Source organism: Gilvirhabdus luticola (assembly GCF_040117515.1).
Lineage (GTDB): Bacteria > Bacteroidota > Bacteroidia > Flavobacteriales > Flavobacteriaceae > Gilvirhabdus > Gilvirhabdus luticola.
The window spans coordinates 174840-197278 of record NZ_JBEEEN010000001.1 but is presented as its reverse complement, the minus strand read 5'-3'; the positions used below and the strand labels follow the sequence as shown (position 1 = coordinate 197278).

At 30.1% G+C, this 22439-nt stretch carries 24 protein-coding genes; 13 read left to right on the top strand and 11 right to left on the bottom strand.

The window, feature by feature from the left end; genetic code table 11:
* Window positions 1-77: 77 nt before the first annotated feature.
* From AAFP94_RS00975 to AAFP94_RS00955, 5 genes are all read right to left on the bottom strand, one after another.
* Window positions 78-305 (bottom strand): hypothetical protein, encoded by a 228-nt coding sequence (locus tag AAFP94_RS00975; protein WP_316661067.1) that lies wholly within the window; start codon window positions 303-305, stop codon window positions 78-80.
* A gap of 189 nt (window positions 306-494) precedes the next feature.
* On the bottom strand, window positions 495-2699 hold the full coding sequence (locus AAFP94_RS00970) for a DUF3987 domain-containing protein (RefSeq protein WP_316661068.1): 2205 nt from the start codon (window positions 2697-2699) through the stop codon (window positions 495-497).
* Window positions 2700-2728: 29 nt separating this feature from the next.
* Window positions 2729-3001: a helix-turn-helix domain-containing protein gene (locus AAFP94_RS00965; RefSeq protein WP_316661069.1), complete on the bottom strand. Its 273-nt coding sequence runs from the start codon at window positions 2999-3001 to the stop codon at window positions 2729-2731.
* Between the two features lie 72 nt (window positions 3002-3073).
* Window positions 3074-4075, bottom strand: coding sequence for a hypothetical protein (locus tag AAFP94_RS00960; protein WP_316661070.1), 1002 nt, complete (start codon window positions 4073-4075; stop codon window positions 3074-3076).
* Window positions 4076-4160: 85 nt separating this feature from the next.
* The gene (locus tag AAFP94_RS00955) at window positions 4161-5474 is read right to left on the bottom strand and encodes a tyrosine-type recombinase/integrase (protein WP_316661071.1); all 1314 of its coding nucleotides are present in this window, start codon (window positions 5472-5474) and stop codon (window positions 4161-4163) included.
* 368 nt (window positions 5475-5842) lie between these two features.
* On the opposite strand from AAFP94_RS00955, the gene AAFP94_RS00950 reads away from it, so the two are divergent.
* The gene (locus AAFP94_RS00950) at window positions 5843-6694 is read left to right on the top strand and encodes a zinc-dependent peptidase (RefSeq protein WP_316661073.1); all 852 of its coding nucleotides are present in this window, start codon (window positions 5843-5845) and stop codon (window positions 6692-6694) included.
* A 46-nt stretch (window positions 6695-6740) separates the two neighbouring features.
* Here the strand turns inward: AAFP94_RS00950 and AAFP94_RS00945 are convergent, their stop codons facing one another.
* Entirely contained in the window at window positions 6741-7277 is a 537-nt protein-coding gene (locus AAFP94_RS00945) for a CHRD domain-containing protein (RefSeq protein ID WP_316661074.1), read from the bottom strand.
* Between the two features lie 195 nt (window positions 7278-7472).
* Here AAFP94_RS00945 and AAFP94_RS00940 point away from each other — a divergent pair, with 195 nt between their 5' ends.
* The gene (locus tag AAFP94_RS00940) at window positions 7473-7889 is read left to right on the top strand and encodes a CBS domain-containing protein (RefSeq protein WP_316661075.1); all 417 of its coding nucleotides are present in this window, start codon (window positions 7473-7475) and stop codon (window positions 7887-7889) included.
* 18 nt (window positions 7890-7907) lie between these two features.
* Here AAFP94_RS00940 and rpe read toward each other — a convergent pair whose 3' ends face one another.
* From rpe to AAFP94_RS00925, 3 genes are all read right to left on the bottom strand, one after another.
* Window positions 7908-8567, bottom strand: a complete 660-nt coding sequence (rpe, locus tag AAFP94_RS00935; RefSeq protein WP_316661076.1) for a ribulose-phosphate 3-epimerase — start codon at window positions 8565-8567, stop codon at window positions 7908-7910.
* A gap of 132 nt (window positions 8568-8699) precedes the next feature.
* Entirely contained in the window at window positions 8700-9563 is an 864-nt protein-coding gene (locus tag AAFP94_RS00930) for a sigma-70 family RNA polymerase sigma factor (RefSeq protein ID WP_036121481.1), read from the bottom strand.
* An 87-nt stretch (window positions 9564-9650) separates the two neighbouring features.
* On the bottom strand, window positions 9651-10025 hold the full coding sequence (locus AAFP94_RS00925) for a hypothetical protein (RefSeq protein WP_316661077.1): 375 nt from the start codon (window positions 10023-10025) through the stop codon (window positions 9651-9653).
* 208 nt (window positions 10026-10233) lie between these two features.
* On the opposite strand from AAFP94_RS00925, the gene AAFP94_RS00920 reads away from it, so the two are divergent.
* From AAFP94_RS00920 to AAFP94_RS00870, 11 genes are all read left to right on the top strand, one after another.
* A complete protein-coding gene (locus tag AAFP94_RS00920) occupies window positions 10234-11379 on the top strand; it encodes a helix-turn-helix domain-containing protein (RefSeq protein ID WP_316661078.1) in 1146 nt (381 codons plus the stop codon).
* Window positions 11380-11411: 32 nt separating this feature from the next.
* Complete coding sequence (locus AAFP94_RS00915) at window positions 11412-12557, top strand: helix-turn-helix domain-containing protein (RefSeq protein ID WP_316661079.1); 1146 nt, start codon at window positions 11412-11414, stop codon at window positions 12555-12557.
* A gap of 149 nt (window positions 12558-12706) precedes the next feature.
* On the top strand, window positions 12707-12985 hold the full coding sequence (locus tag AAFP94_RS00910; protein ID WP_316661080.1) for a hypothetical protein: 279 nt from the start codon (window positions 12707-12709) through the stop codon (window positions 12983-12985).
* A 46-nt stretch (window positions 12986-13031) separates the two neighbouring features.
* A complete protein-coding gene (locus AAFP94_RS00905) occupies window positions 13032-13736 on the top strand; it encodes a DUF6134 family protein (protein WP_316661081.1) in 705 nt (234 codons plus the stop codon).
* Between the two features lie 10 nt (window positions 13737-13746).
* Window positions 13747-14676, top strand: coding sequence for a sterol desaturase family protein (locus AAFP94_RS00900; RefSeq protein ID WP_316661082.1), 930 nt, complete (start codon window positions 13747-13749; stop codon window positions 14674-14676).
* An 11-nt stretch (window positions 14677-14687) separates the two neighbouring features.
* Window positions 14688-15779, top strand: coding sequence for a fatty acid desaturase family protein (locus tag AAFP94_RS00895; RefSeq protein WP_316661083.1), 1092 nt, complete (start codon window positions 14688-14690; stop codon window positions 15777-15779).
* Window positions 15780-15796: 17 nt separating this feature from the next.
* Window positions 15797-17224, top strand: coding sequence for a membrane dipeptidase (locus AAFP94_RS00890; RefSeq protein WP_316661084.1), 1428 nt, complete (start codon window positions 15797-15799; stop codon window positions 17222-17224).
* A gap of 169 nt (window positions 17225-17393) precedes the next feature.
* Window positions 17394-18209, top strand: a complete 816-nt coding sequence (locus AAFP94_RS00885; protein WP_316661085.1) for an SDR family NAD(P)-dependent oxidoreductase — start codon at window positions 17394-17396, stop codon at window positions 18207-18209.
* A 2-nt stretch (window positions 18210-18211) separates the two neighbouring features.
* Window positions 18212-18610, top strand: coding sequence for a hypothetical protein (locus AAFP94_RS00880; protein ID WP_316661086.1), 399 nt, complete (start codon window positions 18212-18214; stop codon window positions 18608-18610).
* Between the two features lie 16 nt (window positions 18611-18626).
* The gene (locus AAFP94_RS00875) at window positions 18627-19010 is read left to right on the top strand and encodes a hypothetical protein (RefSeq protein ID WP_316661087.1); all 384 of its coding nucleotides are present in this window, start codon (window positions 18627-18629) and stop codon (window positions 19008-19010) included.
* A gap of 25 nt (window positions 19011-19035) precedes the next feature.
* Complete coding sequence (locus AAFP94_RS00870; protein WP_316661088.1) at window positions 19036-19572, top strand: hypothetical protein; 537 nt, start codon at window positions 19036-19038, stop codon at window positions 19570-19572.
* 91 nt (window positions 19573-19663) lie between these two features.
* Here AAFP94_RS00870 and AAFP94_RS00865 read toward each other — a convergent pair whose 3' ends face one another.
* Both AAFP94_RS00865 and rpsO read right to left on the bottom strand, forming a co-directional pair.
* Window positions 19664-21901, bottom strand: coding sequence for a polyribonucleotide nucleotidyltransferase (locus AAFP94_RS00865; protein WP_316661089.1), 2238 nt, complete (start codon window positions 21899-21901; stop codon window positions 19664-19666).
* Window positions 21902-22103: 202 nt separating this feature from the next.
* Window positions 22104-22373, bottom strand: coding sequence for a 30S ribosomal protein S15 (gene rpsO / locus AAFP94_RS00860; protein ID WP_316661090.1), 270 nt, complete (start codon window positions 22371-22373; stop codon window positions 22104-22106).
* Window positions 22374-22439: the final 66 nt, after the last annotated feature.

Sequence of the window (22439 nt, the reverse complement as noted above, 5' to 3'; positions counted from 1 at the left end):
AATATTACAATTAATGCTTTATGGGAATTTAAAGATACTAACTTTGATTAAGACCTCTCAACTATTTATTGTATTAATTAAAGTTTTTTGTTGTTCAATTTTTCTTTAGTTTTCTCAATTTCTTTTCTCATTGTAAGGATTTGAAGTTCTCGTTGAAGTTCGTGTTTTTTGTTGAAATCGTCTTCGACTTCAATTTCCTTTTGTTTGATTTGAATTTTGTCGTTTATGTCGTTTTCTTTTTCGTCCATTTTATTTAAAATTTTGTTTACGAGTCCGATTGTTTTGATTCGAATATTAGTTTTCATACCTGAATCAATTAGATTATTTTAAACCTCATCTACGATTACGTGTCGTTAAGGTCAAAAAAAGTACCCAAAAAATTCCAAAAATTTTTTTACGGGTTTGATGGGTACTTTTTTCTAATTTGGTTTTTTATAAGTAAGCGAGAATACGTGGGTTGTGCTAATCCCTATCTCCCTGGTATTCATAAATAGTTAAGAATTGGGTTTCACATTTATTTTTTTATAACTACCAGTTTTAGGTTGCTCTAAAAATGTGCCTAAACATTTTTTAAGAAGAGCATCAATTGTCCTATTGCTTAAATTATAAGCTCTCCCTAATAAAATGGCATCCTTTCTACCAAATTCATCTGGTAGAGCTTTAAAAAATAAATCCTTATTTGAACCTTGCTTGAAAAAACCTTCTTCAGAATGACTAGGTAAGTTATTAAACATTATTATACTGTGTTGTAAATAAATTTGGATTAAAGCCATAGCTGATTTAAAATCTTGATTTGAGCATACAATAACTTTTTCCAATTTTTTATTGTTAAACTTTCTAAGAGATGTTAGTATCATGCAGAACCGATATAAAATTAAACCAAGTCTTTTCACAATACTTAAGGCATCTTCTCCTATAAACGTATTTATTTGTTCTAAATAACCCGAGAATGCTTTGTTAAGTTCAGACCATTGTTCTTTTGTAAGTTCAACTATCGTTTCATTTTTGTCTAAAAATAATGTCATTTCGTATACATTATTAGAAAGTTTTTCAAAATGCTCCGTAAGATTTATAGCGTTTCCATATGGAGATGGGTCAATCCATTTTGTATCCGATTTAAAAATATAAAATACAAAGCGACTAAATAACCCATCCTCGGCAGACGATATTATTTTATAAATTTGATTAGGAGTGCCTGATAATGCAACAGATAATTGAGGATTTTCGATTTCATAATATTCGTTGTTAGCTCTTCTTGAAATTGAAATTTTTTCGTGATGGAATGCTTTTCTAACCATATCTGAATAAGAACCCCAGTCGTTTTTTAGGGTTTGACCTAATGTATCAGCTTCTGTTTCGCATATAATACCTTTTCCATCATTCTGTTGCAAATGCTGAATTATTTTGGAATTACTCGTATTGGCTGGAATGTAAACCACCTTGAATTGTGGTTCTGGAGTGGGGTCTATTTCTTCATCATCAATTCTTTCTTCTTGTTCCCTTAGGTACTCTTCAATTGCGTTTAAGGAAATTCTCATTGTTTCTTTATGAAACTTGTCTGCCAATTCTTTTGCTGAATACAAAGCACCTTTTCCTGAAGCGGCTGGCGCAATAACAAATGAAAACAAATTTGGATAAACCTTACGGCCACTATATACCCCTGAGACATTTGGTAAGCAACCCGAAATTATTGACAAAGCACCCGTTAAGAAAGAGTCCTTTGAGCGTTGGTCTTCAAAAGCTTCAGAACCTTTTTTTAATAATGATGGTAAGTGGTCGTAGACTGATTTTGGAATCTTGGGAGTGATTAATAAAACACTATCTGTTTTGTCATCCAATAAGTCGGTATTTGAGTGTTTTGCAAGGTTTGCAAACTTTGCAAAGTCTGCAATATGATTTTTATAGGCACTATTTACCGTGTTTCGCATTTCAACCTCATCAAGGTCAAAATTATCATAACAATAATCAAAAGTTTCTTCTTCAGGTATTCCAATTCTGTTTGCGTTGCAAGCAAATTGATAAACGAAATTATTTCTATTTCCTTCGTAATACTGAATTTTCTTTTCTGTAAAAGTCAAACATTCATCCAATTTTTCTGATGGCGAAAATTGCTGGTCATTTGAATTCATTGAACCCATAATATCAGGGTTTACTTTAAAAATTGTTGAACTTTCATTTATAAAGGTTTTTTCATCATGTGAAACAAAACATAAGCGAGTAATGTCTTTGCATTTAGAGTCAAACTCATAGCTAGTCAATATCTTGTAATAGTTTGCAACTTGGAGATAAGCAATGTTATGCATTGCTTGTTCAGTATCTATTCTAACGAAGACTTTTACTCCTTCGCCACTTGGACTTATAAAAGAAGCGTATGTATATTTGCAGTCATTTATTATTTCGATTAAGACTTCAATCTCATCTTTAGGAATATGGTCAAAATCAAGATTTATTATTTTTGAATATGACTTTAAAAATTCTTTTTTTCTTTGGTCACCAAATGTTCCAGATGGAGTGAATGCCAAGAGTTTACTTTTTAAATTATCTACTTCAGATTTATCATCATTTTGTTTAGCGGTTCTAATGGCTAATATGTCATTTTTAAAACGACCAGATTTAATTTCTTGTAAAATATCTTGAATCTTTATATCACCAATTTTTTTACCAAATTGGTCTCTAACTTTTTTATATAGGGTATTCATTCTTATAGTTTTTTTATTAATAATCTTTGTTAGCAAGCAATGGGGGTCAATGCATTATCTATATCTTCACGCTTGTAATACACTCGATTACCAATACTGTAAGCAATGAGTACTTTTTTTCTGTGCCAACTATATAGAGTTGGGAATGATACCCCAAGAATTTCAGCCGTTTCGTTGCGACTAATCCATTTAGGTGGGTGTTGAGGTCGGAACTCTTTTTTAAGCTGTTCCAGTTCCTTTCTAAAAGCCAATATGATAGTATCAGTTAGCTTTTCTTCAGTAATTTGAATTAATTGAACCATAATAGTTTTTGTTTAAAAATTTATATGGTGCAATGTTAATCTGGGTCATTTTTTGGGTCGACCCAAAAAATGTTAGCTCTTTATTTTGATGTTCGATTTAGTGAAGAAATCTTTGAGTAAATTTTCGTTTTGATTGGTAAAGGCATGTTTATATGTTTTACTAACTAAATGTCTAGCATTATCTGGACTTATATCCATTATTGAGCCAAGAATTAACCCTTTACCTTTTTCGTTATGACAAATTATATTGTCTATAATTTTTTCTCCTCCTATTTTTTTGAAGAGTTCGTATCTAGTTTGAATATTAAATTTTGGTAATCCTTTTTTATTAAGGTTTTGTTCTGGAAATTCTTGAAAGGTTTTACCTCGTTCAAGAGTTTCGCCTATCACCTTTAGTATTGAATTGACAGCCTGATTTGAAAACGACTTATTATCTATATGAATTACATTCATATTTTGAATTACAAATGAGTCATCATCTATGTTATGTCCTATAACATCTCCTTTAAAAGGTCTTGAGCTGTATCTTTTGATTTTATAAAAACCATAACTTTCTTTTATATAATATTTTTCATTCACTAGTTCAGTCGTAATGAATTCAATTTTCGATTTATTGAAATTATCAATTATTGCTGTGTTTTCTTCATTCAAAAAATTCGTATAATCAAGCAAAATGAAAAAATCTTGCATCAAATTTTTTGATAAAGGTAAGTTTGCATTTGGGTTGTAATCCTTTTTGATTTTAGTAAAAGAGTTTAAATGAATTTCTAAGAGTCTGTTAAATCTCCTTATCCCATATTGTTTTATTAAAAAAGATTTGTTTTCAAGGAAATAATTGGAATATACTTTAAGACTACAGTTATGCCAGAAATAGTTATTTTCATCGCTTAACTTCCATAATTCTTTAAATAAATTATTTAAAACAGCTAAAGAATTGCTTTCTAGCTCTAGAGAATTATTGGTGTATTGTTTTTCCTCGTTTTGCTTTAAGATATTGACAATGAAGAAAAGTTGTTCATAAATATTAAAAAGCTTATTTCTTATTATGAATTTTTGTTCAAGAGCTTGTTCCATAATCATATAGGATTATTATTCAACACTCTAAAATATGAAATCGTAGGGAATATAGGTTAGTATAATTAAAAAGCACCAAAAAAAACTATTTGAAAAAACTGTGTTTAGAAATTTTTTCTGCTCTCTCTAAATCATCAACTTTAATGTATTTGTAAAATACTCGTTCAGTTCTATGACCTGAAATGGCCATAATATCAATCGTTGGTACTCCACTTTTGTAAGCGTTTGTGCAAAAACTTCTCCTTCCAGTATGATTACTAATTAATTCAAATTTTTTAAACTCTTGCTCTTTCTTTATACCACCTTTGGTTATTTTTTTTTGGACGGTTTCATTAATTCCAGAAAGCTCACCAATTACCTTTAAACAATAATTAATATGCTGTTCAGGCATTTTTTTTGGTGGTTTTCCGTCACCTTTTTTCAGAATTGATTTGACGGTTTTATTGATAGGTATTGTTAGTAGTTTCGAATTTTTTTTAGTGGTTAGGGATATATAATCATTGCCTTTTTCAATGATAAGGTTCTTTTTAGTTAAAGAATTGAAATCTGACACTCTCAATCCAGTATTGGCTGAAATAAGAAATAAGTCTCTTGCATTTTCTAATTTATCTTTGGTGACCACGAAATCTTTGTTTATGCGTTTTGGTTTAAACTCAGCAAAGTCTAAATCAAAAATTTTTTGTAGCTCTTCTTGGTTCAAGTATATATTGTTGACTTCTTCAACAGGTTTTTTAAAGTATTTTTTAGTAAAATCTAAATTATTGTGAAATCCTTTTTCAAAACTAGCATTCATTATGGTCTTTAGAATTTTAATTTGTGTGCCTATGTAGTTCAAACTATATTCATTTTCATACATGTAACTCAAAAAAGCATCATAGAAATCAATATTGATTTTTTCATAATTTAATTTAAACTGCGTATCATTAAATTTTTTAAGTAAAGTATAGCCGTTTTTGTAGGTTCGAGCAGTCCCAGGTGCCATTGGCTGTCCTGTGGTTACTAAAGGGTTTTTTTGATAATTATTTATAAACCACTTATAAAATGGCAATAATTCCAAGTGTTCAGTTTTTTCTTCTGGATGTTTGTTTTTATTTAAAAAAGAGTTCAGTTCTGTTTTCAATATTTCATTGTCGACTTCAATGTTTTCAGTAACCGACAATCGAGTATAGGTTTTTTCAAGAAATGCTTGTATGTCGGTTAATTTGTTGTTCACATCATTTTTATGAACTTCAACTAAAACGTTTTTAATCCTCATTTTTTCTGAATCCCAGTTTTTGGAATCTAAAACTTCTAGACCAGTTGAATACCGAAGTCTTTTATTCGTACCGTAATTAAAAAACAATTGAATTTTAGCAGATTTACTAACGCCTTTTCTGATTTTGAAAGTCAATTTCGCCATGGCTAATAATGTTTATTAAATATACAAAAAAAGTGACACAATATATGATGTTTGAGTCATTATTTGTGTCACTTTTATCTTTATTTAACTTTACATAAATTGATTCAATTTGACATTTAAAAATTTAGTTTATATTTAAAATCTATAAAATATAGACAAACTTAATAGATGATGCAAGAAGCTATTAAAAAGTTGAATAAAGTAATTTGTAGTCCCTGAAGGGTCACGGATAAATAAAAGATCTAAACGTCAAATCAAGCTTGTTTGAATTTGTAAGTTTAGATTTTTTATTTTCAAAACTGTACGTTTTGGGATATCGAATCCCTTTTTTGTTTGTAATTTTATCAACCTAAAGCCGTTATTAATTTATGCAATTTCATTTTTTAATTGAAAGATATACAATCGGGAGTAAGATAATTCTAGGGATATTATTTGCTGCACTGTTTTATATGTTTTTGCACTATGCATTTAAAATGATTGAAATGCTGTATGTAATGAAATATAGAAAGCCCTTATATTTTCATTTTCATCCTTTTGCTAAAAAGTTAAATAAAGCGCAACAATCTATTTTAAGAAAGAGCTTTCCTTTTTACAATAAACTAAACGAAAAGGAGAGAAGATATTTTGACCATCGTGTAAAATCTTTCATCATAGACAAACATTTTATAGGAAGGAATAATCTTAAAATCAATGATGAGATAATAGTATTAATTTCTGCTACAGCAGTTATGCTTACTTTTGGTTTTAGAGATTTCTACATAGGATTAATTAATAAGATTGTTGTTTATCCTGGAGAATTTTATTCTAAATTGAATAGAAAAGCGCATAAAGGAGAATTCAATCCAAAATTGAAAACTATGGCATTATCCTGGGAAGACTTTAAAAACGGTTTTGATATTTATGATGACAAAATAAATTTAGGAATACATGAATTTGCACACGCCATCCATTTAAATAGTATCAAAGAACGAGATGTAAGTTCAACTATTTTTAGCGATTCTTTTAACGAACTTGTTGTCTTGTTGTCTAGTGATGAAAACTTAAAGAATGATTTGGTTACTTCAAATTACTTTCGAAATTATGGTTACACAAATCAATATGAATTTATTGCTGTAATTATTGAAGCTTTTATAGAAAACCCCAAAGATTTCAGAAACCAATTCCCACAAGTTTATAATAAAACAAAACAGATGCTAAATTTTAATTTTGCTGGATATTAAAAAAGCCTCAAAAAATTGAGGCTCTTAAACTATATAGTTTTAATTATTACAACTGACCTCTAATTTCTCCAGAAGGAATTGCCGATGTATGAACATTTACATAAATGTTTCCTTCTCGAATTGCAGAAATTAAAGCTGATATATCTCCAGCAAAGGCATTGATAACATTTTCTGCAGTGATATCTCCTTCTGCTAAAACTCCTTTTGCACGACCAGACGGTTGAGGATTAGGGTTGGCATAAAGAAAAGCAACTACACCACCATTTGACCCAGAAGGAGCAAAATGAAAATGTGATGCTAAAACATTTTCAATGTTAGCTACAATTAATTTGTAATGAATAGAAGTCTCATCATCATTAATATTAACAATAATTTCCCCAGCAGCTTTTGAGTCGTTTGCAGGAACTTCATTTGAGCCTTTTAGAGATGCATTGAATTTAAATTGATTGCCTCCTTTACGTAGGGCTACTTCTTCATTATTAACCTCGATTTCAGAGTTAATTAAAGGTTCGTTTGTGCAATTGGTAAATACTAAACCAATAGCAAATAGCAGACAAAACTGTAATAAGACTTTTGTTTTCATAGTGTTTTTTTTAAATGTTTAAGAAGCTAATTTCAAAACGATGGGGAAGATGTGTGTTTTGAATAAACTTCCAAACGAAGTTAAGACTACTTTAAAGATAGTGAAAAAAAGTATGATAAAAACCAATATGATTTTTATCATACTTTTTTTTATAATTCATAACTACTTTTAATTGTGGAATTAAATTAAAGTAAGATGAAAAAAAATATGCCTATTTCGGAAATAATGACAAAGAAGGTTATTACTTTATCTACTAAAGACAACCTTGAGACAGCAGAACTTTTGTTTAAAAAAAACAAAATAAGGCACATTCCTGTTGTTAAGAATGATACTATAATTGGTATGTTAAGTTATACCGATTTACTACGGATAAGCTTTGCTGATGCGGTTTATGATGATGAAGAGATTGATACTGTTGTTTACAATATGTTTACAATAGAACAGGTCATGGTAAAAAACATTACATGTGTATCTCCAAATACAACTGTAAAAGAAGTGGCAGAAATTCTGACTAGCAAAGAATTTCATGCTTTGCCTGTTGTTGATAATAATAAGTTGGTTGGAATTGTTACTACTACTGATTTAATAAAATACTTGTTAGAACAACTGTAGTCTTTTATTAAAATGTTATTAGCTTATCAGTGCTTTTAAATTCTTTATTGTTTGAAGTTGATCGCTGCTTTGAAAAATATAACTACCAGCAACCAGTACATCTGAACCAGCATCAACTAATTGCTTGGCATTTTTATCATTAACACCACCATCAATTTCTATTAATGTATCTAGATTTTGATCGTTAATCATTTTACGCAATTTCTTAATTCGGCTATAAGTCATGCTTTCAAACTTTTGACCTCCAAATCCAGGATTTATTGACATAAGTAAAACCATATAGCATTTAGGTAATATATCTTCAAGAACACTTACTGGTGTTGTTAAGTTCAACACTACACCTGCTTTACAACCTACATTTTCTATTAGTGATAATGTACGATGTAAATGTACAGTAGATTCATAATGAACAGTTATAATGTCAGCCCCAACTTTTTTAAATTCTTCAATGTACCGCTCTGGTTTTTCTATCATTAAATGAACATCAAGTGGTTTTTTAGCATGTTTCTTTATGGCTTTTATTACGGGCATGCCGTAAGAAATATTTGGTACAAAGTGACCATCCATAACATCAATATGAAACCAATCAGCATCACTTTGGTTTACCATTTCTATATCACGTTGAAGATTTGCAAAATCTGCAGCTAAAATTGATGGAGCAATTAATTTGGAACCCATGAAGTCTTTTTTATGTATTGCAAAAATAAGCTAAAAAAATAAACCCTCGGTAATCAGCCGAGGGTTCTTTCATCAATCAAAAAACGAACAGTTATGTGAACTGTTTGTTACTGTTATAGGATACAAATATAGTTATCCTAAATATGTTTTTAAAATTTTACTCCTAGAAGTATGTTTTAATCGTCTAATTGCTTTTTCTTTAATTTGGCGAACTCTCTCTCTTGTTAAGTCGAAAGTTTCTCCAATTTCTTCCAAAGTCATTGGATGTTGATTTCCTAAACCGAAATATAAGCGAATAACATCTGCTTCTCGAGGAGTCAAAGTTTCTAAAGCTCTTTCAATTTCTGTTCTTAAAGACTCGTGTAATAATTCTTTATCTGGATTTGGCGATTCACCACTGTTTAATACATCATAAAGATTGGAATCTTCTCCTTCTACTAACGGAGCATCCATACTTACATGTCGTCCAGAGTTTTTCATAGACTCTTTAACATCGTTAATAGTCATATCTAACTCCTTTGCAATTTCTTCTGCACTAGGTGGACGCTCATGTGCTTGCTCTAAAAATGCGAAAGTCTTATTAATTTTATTAATAGAACCAATCTTGTTTAAAGGTAAACGTACAATACGAGATTGTTCTGCTAATGCTTGTAAAATGGATTGACGAATCCACCAAACAGCATAAGAAATAAACTTAAAACCACGCGTTTCATCAAAACGCTGTGCAGCTTTAATTAATCCTAAATTACCTTCATTTATTAAATCAGGTAAAGTTAAACCTTGGTTTTGGTATTGCTTTGCTACAGACACCACAAAACGTAAATTAGCTTTGGTTAATTTTTCAAGAGCTATTTGGTCTCCCGCTTTAATACGTTGTGCTAATTCTACTTCTTCGTCTGCTGTAATTAAGTCAACTTTTCCAATTTCTTGAAGATATTTGTCTAACGAAGCCGTTTCTCTATTGGTTACCTGCTTCGTAATTTTGAGTTGTCTCATCTAGTAGTCTCTATTAATTTTATTGAGGGTAAATTATACTTTACTTGTAGTTATACGTAATTAGTAAAGAAAATGTTACAAAATCAATCAAATTTTAATTAATTTTTTATCATTTAAATTAATGTTAGATAGCATTTCATTAGTGAATTTGTAATGCCCTCGTGTTGTAATTAGTTTAAATTGATGAGATTTTAAGTTGCTTAAAGTGTTTAAAAACAACCATTTTGATTTCAATAAATTTGGTTTAGAAGATTTTAAGCCAATATCAAAAATGTGCTTTCTACCTTCTTTTTCTGCAACAATATCGGGTGTTATCACAATATCACTGCCAACTTTAGAGTATGATTTTGGAGTTTCATATCCTTCTATATCTGCTTTAATATTTTTATAACCCTTTTGTTTAAGATAGGCTAGAGAATCGTTTAAAAAGTCTGAATATTTTTCTTTGTCTGAATAAATCATAGCTTATAAGATAAGAAAAAAAATGACAAAACCTAGTAATTAAGAAAGATTAACGTTTTAAAATGTTATTAATAGGGAATTAGTTACGGCCGATACAGTCTGATTTTATTAATGATTTAGTTAAAATGATAAAAAAATAATTACTTTTAAAGATATTTATTATCATATTGCTGTTATTAAAACTTTAAAACTGTTTTAGAAACCAACCATGAACCTTGTTGCAACAATAAACTTTTTATTAATAGCTGGAGTGATACAGGGTTTTTTATTTAACCTCGTTACACTTTTTTTTAGGAAAAAACTAACCAAGGCTATCTGGTTTTTAAATCTCACAGTACTGTTTTTATCACTTAACAATTTGCAAGCATGGATTAGAGAAAATGGATACTCGTCTGATATTCTTTTTATAAAACAACTTGAGGTACCTTGGTATGTGTTAATGTTTCCATTTTTCTATTTGTTTCTTGTACACTTTTTAAAGGTTGAAAATAAAGTCAAGGATTATTTGAAATTGACTTTAGCCGTTTTTTTTCTTGAGGTTATTTTTAGAATATTTTTAATAGGCTTTGTTTATTATTATATCCCTAATAATGATACTACAATTATTAGTAGGTATACTGCCTTTGAGGAAATCATTAACCTAATTTATTGCTTATTTATTTTTGGTCAGGCACTTATATTAGTTTTTAGAAAGCAAAAGCTCTATAACTATATTCTTACTTATGATTATATTAATTGGATAAAGTTATTTTTAAAATTATGCTGTATTGTTTTGTTTTGTTGGGTGTTGGCTGTTGTCTTTTTTAATATAACTGGTAATAGAGATGCCTATCTTTTATTAAGGTTTACCGATTCACTAATTCTCTATTGGATAGGGTATCAAGGTTTTTACAGATACAATGTTGTAAATGATAGGATAATGCTACGTAAATCTATAACAACAAATAAGGCTTTACAAGTTGCAGATAGTCAGATAAAATCTAGACAAGATAAAGTTGATTTTATAAATGAAAAACATCAGAAAGAATTTGAAGAATTAAATTCATTCATTATTTCTAATCAACTTTATACAGACCCGTATTTAAGTATGGAAAGCTTGGCCGAAAAGCAAAAGATAAGTGTCAGCCATCTATCAAAATTGATTAATTCATTTAGCAACTATAACTTTTCAGATTATATAAATTCTTTGCGTATTGAACAGGCTAAAAAGCTTCTAGATGATGATAGTTTTGATCAATACACTATTGTAGCCATTGGCTTGGAGAGTGGATTCAACTCAAAATCCACATTTTACACAGCATTTAAAAAATTTACTTCTCAAACACCTTCACAATATAGAGATGTAATACAATAATTTAATATATTCAAGATTACATTTTTAAAGCAATGAGTTATTTTTTGATTATGAATCTCGATTCTGTTATTAAGTTTATTATTTTAATCGGGATCATTCAAGGGTTTATATTTAATGCATTCGTTTTTTTGAAAAGGAAAAAATTCGACATTTCCATTAAATATCTCAATATAGTGGTGTTATGTCTATCTCTTAATAACATTAGAGAATTTGTTTTCGATGGAAATCATTTAAGCGATACAATCATATATTTTTACTTATCATTTCCTTGGCATTTTTTAGTAGTGCCTATGTTTTATGCTTTTTTAATTTACTATTTAAAAGTAAACAATAAAATACCGAATTACTTAAAATTCACTTACTCTATATTCATAATTGAAACTTCAATCAGAATTTATTTAATTGGTGTTAGTACTGATTTAGAAGGCATATTTGCAGATTATATAATAATTGAAGAAATGCTAAATGCAGTATATGCCATTTTTATTTTTTACAGAATTATAAGGTTGATATTTTTTGATAAACATGCTTTGGAAACAATTTATAAGTATGATAATATCTCATGGATTAAAAACATTTTAAAATTTGGATTCTTTTTAATGGTGTTATGGATTTTTGCAGTTATTTATTATTCAATTACAAGAAATGCTGTAGTATATGATCCATTAAAAGTCTTATATTCTGTACTAATTTATTGGTTAGGATACAAAAGCTTGATACATTCTAAAATCGTAAATGATAGAATTTATTTAAGAAGACATATTGAAAATTCTGAAGAACATATCAATAAAAATTTGATAAGCAACTTTGTAAAAGACAGAAAGAGTTCTATTGCAAAGCACAAAAATACATTTCAAAGTATTCAAGATTATATTATTGCAGAACATAGATATTTAGATCCAACATTTAGTTTGGAAAAGTTGTCTGAAGAACTCAATATAAGTATTAGCCAGCTTTCTAAAATCATTAACACTTTTGGCTCCTTCAATTTTTCAGATTATATTAATTCACTTCGAATTGAACAAGCAAAAAAGTTACTTGAAGATCGTAGTTTTGATCGATATACCATAATTGCAATAGGTCTTGAAAGCGGTTTTAATTCTAAATCTACATTTTATTCTGCTTTTAAAAAATTCACATCTCAAACTCCTTCAGCCTATAGAGAATTAAATGGTTGACAATTTTTTAGGACGTCCGAAATCATATTCGGACATCCTAATATTTCTGCATTAAATAATCTTGGATATTCCTTTTGTTTCTTCAAAATACATTTGAACTATTGAGAGCTCACTATAGAGCTAATGTTTAAAGTTTAAAACCATTAATTATGAAAACTTTACCAAATAGTTCAAAACCCATAATTGTAATGTTCTGGTCAATTCCTAGTTGCTCAATGTTAAAAGTTTATAAAGAAAAGTGTATGAAGTTGAACCAAGCAATTAGCCAAAGTAAACCGATTAAAGTAGTAACCAATCAAGATGAGACTATTCAATTTAATTGTATTGGTGTTCAATCAGGTCAATTTTTTGGCATAGAAAATATTAAAGGAAAAATGTCAAAAATCAATTTAAACATTAATGCTATAAAAATGATAACCATTTTGTGATAAGGAATAGAAATTTTAAAAAATAGAATTTATAATAACAAATATCATGGCTTTAATTTATCTCATTTATTTTTTCAAAAACCGTAATAAATTTTCAGAAAAAATCGATCTTAAAAGATTCTACTCAAGTTTTTTAAGAAAGTTAAAATACCTCTTTGTATTCCTATTATTTTCTTTTTCTAACCCAGAAGAAAGCTCAAATACTTCAGAAACTATAGTATTTAATGTTTCAAGGCATAATGACAGCATTGGTTTTGTCGAGATCAAAAGAAAAAAGCTGGATAACGTTACAAACTACATTATAGACTCTGAAGTGAATGTGAGGGTGATTTTCAATTTTAAGGCTAATGGACATGAAAGGTCTATTTATAAAGATGATGTTTTGGTCTATTCTTCTATGTATAGAAAAATGAATGATAAACTAAAATTAGATCAATCTTTAACATTAGAAAATGGCAGATACATTTTCAAAAATAGAGGTAAAAAAGAGAAACTTCCTTTGAATACTATAAAGCACAATCTTGTTACACTTCTGTATAAAGAACCTAAAGGAATTCATGAGGTTTATTCTGATAGATTCAAATGTATGGTTGAGATTGTTTTTCTAGGAAGTGAGAAATATAAAATCTCACTACCAAATAATAGTACCAGTACTTATTATTATAAGAATAATGAATGTATTAAAGTAGAACTCAAAGGGTCCTTTTATAAGGTAGATCTGGTACGAAAATTCCAAAATGTAAAATCTTAAATGCATAATTATGAAAACTTTAATTATTCAACCGTTGCTTTGGGCTTCACCTTTACTCATAGTTTTATTGGTTTCAGAACTTGTTTATAGTAGATTAAAAGGGCATAAAAGCATTTACCAATGGAAAGATTTGCTAGCAAGTAGCCTAATGGGAGTGGGAGCTATGATTATAAACCCTTTGGTAAAGTTATTGGTTTCTGGATTGCTATTCTTTTTTGTCTATGAAGTATGCAACCCAATAGTTGATGGAGTAAGAATTAATATTCTAGGTTATACATCTTTCGGTTGGGCTTGGTATATATGGATTATCTGTCAGGTTCTCGACGATTTAAGTCATTATTGGTTGCATCGGTTTAATCATACAGTAAGATTTATGTGGGCAGCTCATGTTGTTCACCATTCATCAGAGCATTATAACTATGGAACCGCTTTAAGATTAAGTTGGACAGCTATGATCTATAAACCTTTGTTTTATGTTTGGTTGCCTGTAATAGGATTTCATCCGGAAATGGTTTTGGTTTGTTTGGGTATTGAATCTGTTTGGCAATTTCTATTACATACGTCCTATTGTCCAAAATTAAAATTTTTAGAGTCTTTTTTAATCACACCAAAACAGCATGAAGTGCATCATGCTACTAATGTTGAGTATTTAGATAAAAATCATGGTGCAATCTTAAATTTTTGGGATCGAATTTTTGGCACTTGGAAGGATTATGATGATAAAATAGATATAGCCTATGGTGTGATACATTCTCCCAATTCTTATAACCCATTTGTCATAGCCACTCATGAGTATGCATCTATTTGGAAAGATATAAAAAGAGCCAAAAACTTAAAAGAGGCCTTTATGTACACTTTTGGGCCACCAGGCTGGCGTCCTAACGGACAATCTTTGACCGTAAGACAACTTCAAAGACAATTTAAACAGGTAATAAATTAAAACATAAAACCATGAATACTTCTATTTATTTTAAGAAAAATGTTGATGATAATTTACATTACAGGAAACTAAAATCTATGCTAAAAGATGTTATTACAGATCTTCCAGAACAACGAAAACAAGAGAAAATCTGCTTTGTTTTGGCTTTGCCAATTTTGTTCTTGATCATTTACCTTTTGGCTATTTATTTTAGAGATTTTGTCTTTTTGTACTATACACTTTATTCTTTTTTAGGGATAATATCGGTATTAATTTTTATCAATATTATTCATGATGCGGTACACAATAACATATTTAAAAGCAGAAGATATAATCATTTGATTATTCTCATTTTCGATTTAATAGGAGGAAATAGCTACATCTGGAAAAAGAGACATATGCTAATGCATCACAATTTTCAGAATATTTCAGGTTGGGATTCTGATATAGAACAAGCAGGCTTAATAAAAATATATCCGCATGTAAAGACAAGTGCAATTAACAAATTCCAGCATATTTTCATTTTTGCTTTTTATCCTTTGTTTTTATTTAACTGGATCTTATTTCGTGATTTTAAAGATTTCTTTTTGACAGATCGTTTAATAAAAAAAGTGGTTAAAATTCCCTTAATTGAGTATTTCAAACTGTTCTTTTTTAAGATAACATTCTTCTTTTATATTCTAGTAATTCCAATACTTTTGGGTGTAAAACCACTAACAGCCATTGGAGCACTATGCATTATGCTTACTGTAGGCAGTGTTTTTGCCTTACTTTCTTTACTCACACCACATGCAAATGAAACTAATCAATTTCCTATCCCAAGTGAAAACGGGGAAGTTGACACTAGCTGGCTTAATCACCAATTTATTACTACAAACGATATCTCTCTAAATAATTGGTTTACAAAACATTTTATGGGAAATTTTAATTTTCATTTGGCGCATCATTTGTTTCCAAAAATAAGTTCTGTTTATGCGCCAGAAGTCACTGAAGTCATAAAACAATATGCCTCTAAAAATAATTTGAACTACAGGTCCTATGGATTGTTTGAAGCATTAAAATATCATTATAGACTCATTAAAGCAAATGCTTTAGACTTTAATGTTTTTGAGGAAGATATGTAAAATTAATAATAATAGATATGAAACAATTCCAATTTGCAGATTTGCACTGTCATCCAACCTTAAAAGCCTTTGGGAAGTCTTTTTCAAAATCAAAAAAAAGTTCGAGTATATGGCATTATAATCCACCTAACTTTTTTACAAAACTAATTCAAAAGTTAACAGGTATTACCAAATTTTCACAAGCCGATTTTTGTACTATGACCAAAGGGAACATAAAAATAGCATTTGTGTCTTTTTATCCTTTTGAAAAAGGATTTTTTAAGAACTCTAGCCTAAATAATAAAATTGTGGCTGTAATAGCAAGTTTTATTACTTCTATTGGTTATAAACGTGTAAGATATATTCAAAAGCACCAGAATTATTTTGAAGATTTAATTGAAGAGTATATTTTTTTAATGAATAGTAAAAAAACCTTCAATTATAAGAATGAAAAATTTTGTTGGAAATTTTTTACTGCTTCAGAATCATTTACTTCAAGCCAAGAGAATGAGGTTTTAGTAGTTCCTACCATAGAAGGCGCTCATGTTTTTAATTCTGGATTAACCGAGTATGGTCGTCAATTAAATGAACGGGAAATTCTAAACAATATTCAAAAAGTAAAAAGTTTGAAGTATCCTCCTGTATTTATCACATTTGCTCATAATTTTAACAATGATTTTTGTGGTCATGCACCAAGTTTAGAACCTTTAAAAGGACTTGTAAATCAAAGCAAAAATTTAGATATAGGATTTACAACTTTAGGTTATAAAGTCATTGACCAACTACTAAAAGGTAATAGTCAAAACCGTATTTTGATAGACCTTAAACATATGAGTCTACAGTCTAGGTTGGAATATTACAGACTATTGGATACTAAATATAATAATGATATTCCCATTATTGTTAGTCATGGAGCAGTTACTGGAAGGAACTTAAATGGAAAATCGAATAGTTCATTAAATCCAGAATATTTTGCAAATGATACCATTAATTTTTATGATGAAGAGCTTATCTATATTGCAAGGTCTAAAGGTATGTTTGCCGTTCAATTGGATTCGAAAAGATTAGCACCACAAAACCTCATTAAGAAACCATTAGGTAATCGAAACAAAGATAAAGCTTTGGCAAATTCTGCATTAATTGTATGGAGACAAATTCAACACGTTGCAGAAATATTGGATGCAGCTGGTTTACCGGCGTGGGAAACTTGTTGTATTGGCAGTGATTTTGATGGTACAATCAATCCGCTAAATGAAATATGGACTTCAGAAGACTTTAACAAAATGGCTAATAAATTACTAGAATTTGCTAGCGACTATCTGAAGAATCCAAATACACTAACGCTTGTTGAAAATAAGACTATAAACCCAGAAGTTCTTGTTTCAAATTTTTGTATTCATAATACATGCAAGTTTTTGAATCAGCGTCAAGAAATTGATGTCCGAGATTATGTTTTCTTATCCTAAAATTCAAAACTTGAATAATCTTGGATATTAGTTTTTAGATTTAAAATTACATTTAAATTAATGAGTTAAATAAATGTTATCATTAAAAACTGTCTCACATGATTTTGATCATTTCTTAAAATATTTTTTATCTCTAACTTAAAAAATGTGAAATATTAAAAACTTAATTATGACAAAAAATACAGCACTAATCACAGGAGCAGGATCAGGGTTGGGTTTTGAGTTTTCAAAATTATTAGCCAAAGATTCTTACAATCTTTATTTGGTCGATATAGATTCTAAACTATTAAATAAAACAAAAAACCACCTTATAGAACGATATAATGTAGAAGTGAATTTAATTTGTAAAGATTTGTCCTGTATTGATGCTTCTAAACAAGTTTTCCAACTTGTTAATAGTAAACCAATTGATGTTTTAATAAATAATGCAGGATTTGGACTCTTTGGGCCTTTTACAAATACAAATTGGCAACGAGAAAAAGATATGCTTAATCTTCATGTTATGACGACAACACTAATGACAAAGCTTTTTTTAAAAGGAATGGTTCAACGTCATTCAGGCAAAATTTTAAATATATCTTCATTAGCTGCTTTCGAGCCAGGTCCATTAATGTCAATTTATTATGCTTCAAAAGCTTATATCCTTTCTTTTTCTGAAGCTATTGCAAACGAGCTTAAAGGGACAGGAGTTACTCTGACTACTTTGTGCCCAGGCCCTACTAAAACAAGATTTCAAGATGTAGTATCAAATTCATCATCGAAGAATAAGATAAAAATAAATTTGGCATCGGCAGAAGAAGTGGCTAAAATTGGTTACAAGGCTATGCTAGAAGGCAAAGAAATTGTCATACCAGGATTGTTCAATAAGGTTTTAGCATTTCTTCCAAGAATTATGCCCAGAAAGAAGGTGACATCAATTGTAAGATTAATTCAAGAAAGAAACAGAGCGAAACAACTCAATTATAATAATATAGAAAACGGATAATCATGAAAACAATAAAAAAACAATTCAGAACAGTATCGTTACTTTTTGGGGTGATAATTATGTTGCAAAGTTGTACGGTTTATAAATCAACTGCTGTTACGTTAGATCAAGCGGCAAAAACTGAAAACAAAGTAAAGATTAAAACCAAATCTAATAATACGTTAAAGTTTAAAAGAGTTGATTTTGAAGATGGAAAATATTATGGTGTCAAGAAAGTAAATGGAGCCTCTTTAAAAACACCTTTAGAAGAAAATAATTTTTCTTTAATACGAGTCAAAAATAAAACATTATCAACTGTTTTAAGTATAGGTGTTCCTGTAGTTGTTGTTGGCGGCTTAACGGCAATTGCTGCAGCAAGCTGTTGCGGTATAGATTTGAGTAATGTTGATTGGAATAACTAATGATCATATTATTATCATGAAAATAATAAAAAAACAATTCAAATTAATTGCCTTAATCTTATGCATGTTAATCTTATTTCAAGGCTGTACAGTTTATAAATCTGTTCCCATTTCACTGGAACAAGCTGTGAAAAATGAATCTAAAGTTAGAGTTAAAACCAAGAGTAACGAGAAATTTAAATTTAACAGAATAGGTGAGGAAGATGGTAATTTTTACGGTGTAAAGAAAACTAATAATGTAGAGGTCAAGACTCTTTTAGATGAAGAATATATCAATACAATTAACGAAAAGGACAAAACATTATCAACTGTTTTAAGTATTGGAATTCCGCTTGTAATCATAGGTGTTCTTGGAGCCATTGTGATCGATACAAGTTTAGGCTCTTATGGGTTTCTGTAATTTTTGATAAAATCAATTAAAAAAAATGAAAACACTTAAAAAACAAATTAAAACATTGCTTTTTTCAATTGCACTAATTATTGGAGTAAATAGTTATTCACAGAATAAACCTGATAAGATAAAAGTTTATAAAGCTTGGGTGAAATTAATGAATGGATCAATAGAAAAAGGTGTTTTGTATTTGGCTGATAGTACAGGAGTAAGTTTGTCAGATGGTATGACTTCCGATAATTTACAATATATAGAAGCAGAAAAAATAAGAGAAATAAGAATTCGGAAAAAAGGAAGTGTTGGAAAAGGAGTATGGATTGGTGCTTTGTCCGGGGCTACATTGGGTGCAATTATAGGGCTTGCGAGTGGTGATGATCAAGGTGGTTGGTTTGGTTTTTCAAAAGAAGAAAAAGCAGCGATGAATGCTGTTGGATTTGGAGTTGTTGGAGCTGGATTTGGAGCACTAGGAGGTAATGCGAAAAAGAAAATAATTATTAACGGACATACCAATATTTATTTAGAAAATCTTAAGCTTATTAAGAGTAATTCTTTGACGCGAAATACTAAATAAAATAGATTTTACCGTAAAAAATTTGTGATTATGCATAAAAAAACCTCACAATATCTTTGCGAGGTTTCCGTATATAATTTAATAAAAGAGTTTAATCTCTTTTATCTTCTCTCGGTCTTCTATCATCACGACGATTATCACGATTTCTGTTGTCGCGACCTCTATTATCACGACCACGAGTATTATCTCTTGGAGGTCTTTCTTTAAACCCTTCTGGTTTAGGTAAGATGGCTTTACGAGATACTTTTTCTTTACGTGTTCTTGGATCTACTCCAAAGTATTTCACATCAAAAACGTCTCCCATGTTTACTACGTCAGAAACATTTTCGGTACGTTCCCAAGCCAATTCACTTACATGCAATAGAACTTCATTTCCTGGAGCATCAGTATATTCTACAACAGCTCCAAAGTCTAACATCTTAATGACTTTTACTTCATATACGCTACCAACTTCAGGTTTAAACATTAATGATTCAATTTTAGCTAATACTTGGTCAATACCATTTTGATCTGTGCCTAGAATTTCTACAATTCCTTCTTCAGTTACAGGGTCTTCATTTATGACTATCGTCGTCTTGGTCTCTTTTTGTAATTCTTGAATGACTTTTCCACCAGGACCAATCAATGCACCAATAAACTCATTCGGGATTACCCTTGTTATCATTTTTGGAGCATGAGGTTTTACGTCGGCATTTGGAGCCGAAATAGTATCGGTTAATTTTTCAAGAATATGTAAACGTCCATCGCGAGCTTGTTTAAGTGCTTTTACTAGAATCTCATAAGACAATCCTTTTACCTTTATATCCATTTGACAAGCAGTAATACCATCAGCAGTTCCAGTGACCTTAAAGTCCATGTCGCCTAAATGATCTTCATCACCTAAAATATCTGATAAAACAGCATATTTATCACCTTCAGATATTAATCCCATAGCGATACCAGAAACAGGTTTCTTTAACTGAACACCTGCATCCATTAATGCCATTGTACCCGAACAAACAGTTGCCATTGATGACGAACCATTACTTTCTAATACTTCACTTACAATACGAACAGTATACGGACAATCTTCTGGCACCATGCCTTTTAAAGCACGCTGTGCTAAATTACCATGTCCTACTTCACGGCGTGATGTACCACGAATTGGTCTTGCTTCTCCAGTTGAAAAAGGAGGGAAATTGTAGTGTAAATAAAAACGTTCTTCGCCTTCAAACGACGGCATGTCTATTTGGTTGGCTTCTCTACTTGTTCCTAATGTTACTGTAGCTAACGCTTGGGTTTCTCCACGAGTGAAAATCGCAGATCCATGTGTTGATGGTAAATAATCAATTTCGCACCAAATTGGTCTGATTTCGTCAGTCTTTCTGCCATCCAATCGCAACCCTTCATTTAAGGTTAAATCACGAATGGCAGCCTTTTCAGCTTTGCTATAATATTTAGATACTAAACCACCAATATCTTCTAATTCTTCTTCAGAAAAAGTAGCTTTTATTTCTTCTTTTATTTCTGCGAAGGCAGCACTTCTTTCATGTTTAGATGAACCTCCTTTTGCTACAGCATAGACTTTATCATATGCCATATCGTGAATTTTCTTTGCTAAATCTTCATCTTCTCTTTCAGGTTCGTATTCACGAACTTCTTTTTTACCAAATGCTTCAGCCAGTCTTACTTGAGCGGCACATTGTACTTTAATAGCTTCATGAGCAAACTTAATTGCTTCAGCCATTTCTTCTTCAGATATTTCTTTCATTTCACCTTCAACCATCATCACAGAATCTGCAGAAGCACCAATAACCATATCAATATCTGATTCTGCTAATTGAGCATAAGAAGGGTTGATAATAAATTCGCCATTTATACGACCAACTCTGGCTTCAGAAATTGGACATTCAAATGGAAAATCAGATAATTGAATAGCTGCAGAAGCGGCTAAACCTGCCATAGCATCTGGCATAACGTCGTCATCATGAGACATTAATTGAATCATCACTTGTGTTTCACTGTGATAATCTTTTGGGAATAACGGACGTAAAACACGGTCTACTAAACGCATAGTTAATACTTCGCCGTCACTTGGTCTTGCTTCTCTTTTAAAGAAGCCTCCAGGATAACGTCCAGCTGCCGCAAATTTTTCTCTATAATCAACGGTTAGTGGTAGAAAATCTACATCACTTTGTTTGTAATTGGAAACTACTGTACATAACAACATACATTTTCCTGATTGCACCACAACACTACCATGAGCTTGTTTTGCTAATTTTCCGGTTTCGATAGAAATTTCTCTACCATCACCAAGGTCAATGACCTCTTTAAATGTTTTTGGAATCATAAATATTTTTAATTATTACTCCGAATATTATATAACGAAATAATGTTAAACAATGGTCGTTGTGTTGTTGTAGTTGTTGTGAGACCAATGAAAAACTAAAGCTAGTTTCTTCTATTTCTGAAACGATTTTCAGAATGTTAATTATCCTCGATTTTATTTCGAGTTAAAACAAAAAAGAGGCATAATAGCCTCTTTTTTATGATTATTTTCTTAATCCTAATTCTTTTACTATTGCACGATATCTCATGATATCCTTTTTAGTAAGGTAGTCTAGTAAAGCACGACGCTTACCAACTAATTTTACTAATGAACGCTCTGTATTATAATCTTTACGATTGTTTTTTAAGTGTTCAGTTAAGTGATTAATTCTGTGTGTAAATAATGCAATTTGTCCTTCAGCAGAACCAGTGTTTTTTGCATCTTTACCATGCTTTTTAAAGATTTTCTCTTTAACTTCTTTTGTTAAATACATTCCAATATTTATTTAAATAATTTTTATGTACACGAAAGCCCTTCTTTCGAGCGGCAAATATAGTAA

What these genes read in the sequence shown, in the direction of transcription:
- AAFP94_RS00975 (WP_316661067.1), bottom strand. Translation starts at nt 305, where the DNA reads ATGAAAACTAATATTCGAATCAAAACAATCGGACTCGTAAACAAAATT.
- AAFP94_RS00970 (WP_316661068.1), bottom strand. Translation starts at nt 2,699, where the DNA reads ATGAATACCCTATATAAAAAAGTTAGAGACCAATTTGGTAAAAAAATT.
- AAFP94_RS00965 (WP_316661069.1), bottom strand. Translation starts at nt 3,001, where the DNA reads ATGGTTCAATTAATTCAAATTACTGAAGAAAAGCTAACTGATACTATC.
- AAFP94_RS00960 (WP_316661070.1), bottom strand. Translation starts at nt 4,075, where the DNA reads ATGGAACAAGCTCTTGAACAAAAATTCATAATAAGAAATAAGCTTTTT.
- AAFP94_RS00955 (WP_316661071.1), bottom strand. Translation starts at nt 5,474, where the DNA reads ATGGCGAAATTGACTTTCAAAATCAGAAAAGGCGTTAGTAAATCTGCT.
- AAFP94_RS00950 (WP_316661073.1), top strand. Translation starts at nt 5,843, where the DNA reads ATGCAATTTCATTTTTTAATTGAAAGATATACAATCGGGAGTAAGATA.
- AAFP94_RS00945 (WP_316661074.1), bottom strand. Translation starts at nt 7,277, where the DNA reads ATGAAAACAAAAGTCTTATTACAGTTTTGTCTGCTATTTGCTATTGGT.
- AAFP94_RS00940 (WP_316661075.1), top strand. Translation starts at nt 7,473, where the DNA reads ATGAAAAAAAATATGCCTATTTCGGAAATAATGACAAAGAAGGTTATT.
- rpe (WP_316661076.1), bottom strand. Translation starts at nt 8,567, where the DNA reads ATGGGTTCCAAATTAATTGCTCCATCAATTTTAGCTGCAGATTTTGCA.
- AAFP94_RS00930 (WP_036121481.1), bottom strand. Translation starts at nt 9,563, where the DNA reads ATGAGACAACTCAAAATTACGAAGCAGGTAACCAATAGAGAAACGGCT.
- AAFP94_RS00925 (WP_316661077.1), bottom strand. Translation starts at nt 10,025, where the DNA reads ATGATTTATTCAGACAAAGAAAAATATTCAGACTTTTTAAACGATTCT.
- AAFP94_RS00920 (WP_316661078.1), top strand. Translation starts at nt 10,234, where the DNA reads ATGAACCTTGTTGCAACAATAAACTTTTTATTAATAGCTGGAGTGATA.
- AAFP94_RS00915 (WP_316661079.1), top strand. Translation starts at nt 11,412, where the DNA reads ATGAGTTATTTTTTGATTATGAATCTCGATTCTGTTATTAAGTTTATT.
- AAFP94_RS00910 (WP_316661080.1), top strand. Translation starts at nt 12,707, where the DNA reads ATGAAAACTTTACCAAATAGTTCAAAACCCATAATTGTAATGTTCTGG.
- AAFP94_RS00905 (WP_316661081.1), top strand. Translation starts at nt 13,032, where the DNA reads ATGGCTTTAATTTATCTCATTTATTTTTTCAAAAACCGTAATAAATTT.
- AAFP94_RS00900 (WP_316661082.1), top strand. Translation starts at nt 13,747, where the DNA reads ATGAAAACTTTAATTATTCAACCGTTGCTTTGGGCTTCACCTTTACTC.
- AAFP94_RS00895 (WP_316661083.1), top strand. Translation starts at nt 14,688, where the DNA reads ATGAATACTTCTATTTATTTTAAGAAAAATGTTGATGATAATTTACAT.
- AAFP94_RS00890 (WP_316661084.1), top strand. Translation starts at nt 15,797, where the DNA reads ATGAAACAATTCCAATTTGCAGATTTGCACTGTCATCCAACCTTAAAA.
- AAFP94_RS00885 (WP_316661085.1), top strand. Translation starts at nt 17,394, where the DNA reads ATGACAAAAAATACAGCACTAATCACAGGAGCAGGATCAGGGTTGGGT.
- AAFP94_RS00880 (WP_316661086.1), top strand. Translation starts at nt 18,212, where the DNA reads ATGAAAACAATAAAAAAACAATTCAGAACAGTATCGTTACTTTTTGGG.
- AAFP94_RS00875 (WP_316661087.1), top strand. Translation starts at nt 18,627, where the DNA reads ATGAAAATAATAAAAAAACAATTCAAATTAATTGCCTTAATCTTATGC.
- AAFP94_RS00870 (WP_316661088.1), top strand. Translation starts at nt 19,036, where the DNA reads ATGAAAACACTTAAAAAACAAATTAAAACATTGCTTTTTTCAATTGCA.
- AAFP94_RS00865 (WP_316661089.1), bottom strand. Translation starts at nt 21,901, where the DNA reads ATGATTCCAAAAACATTTAAAGAGGTCATTGACCTTGGTGATGGTAGA.
- rpsO (WP_316661090.1), bottom strand. Translation starts at nt 22,373, where the DNA reads ATGTATTTAACAAAAGAAGTTAAAGAGAAAATCTTTAAAAAGCATGGT.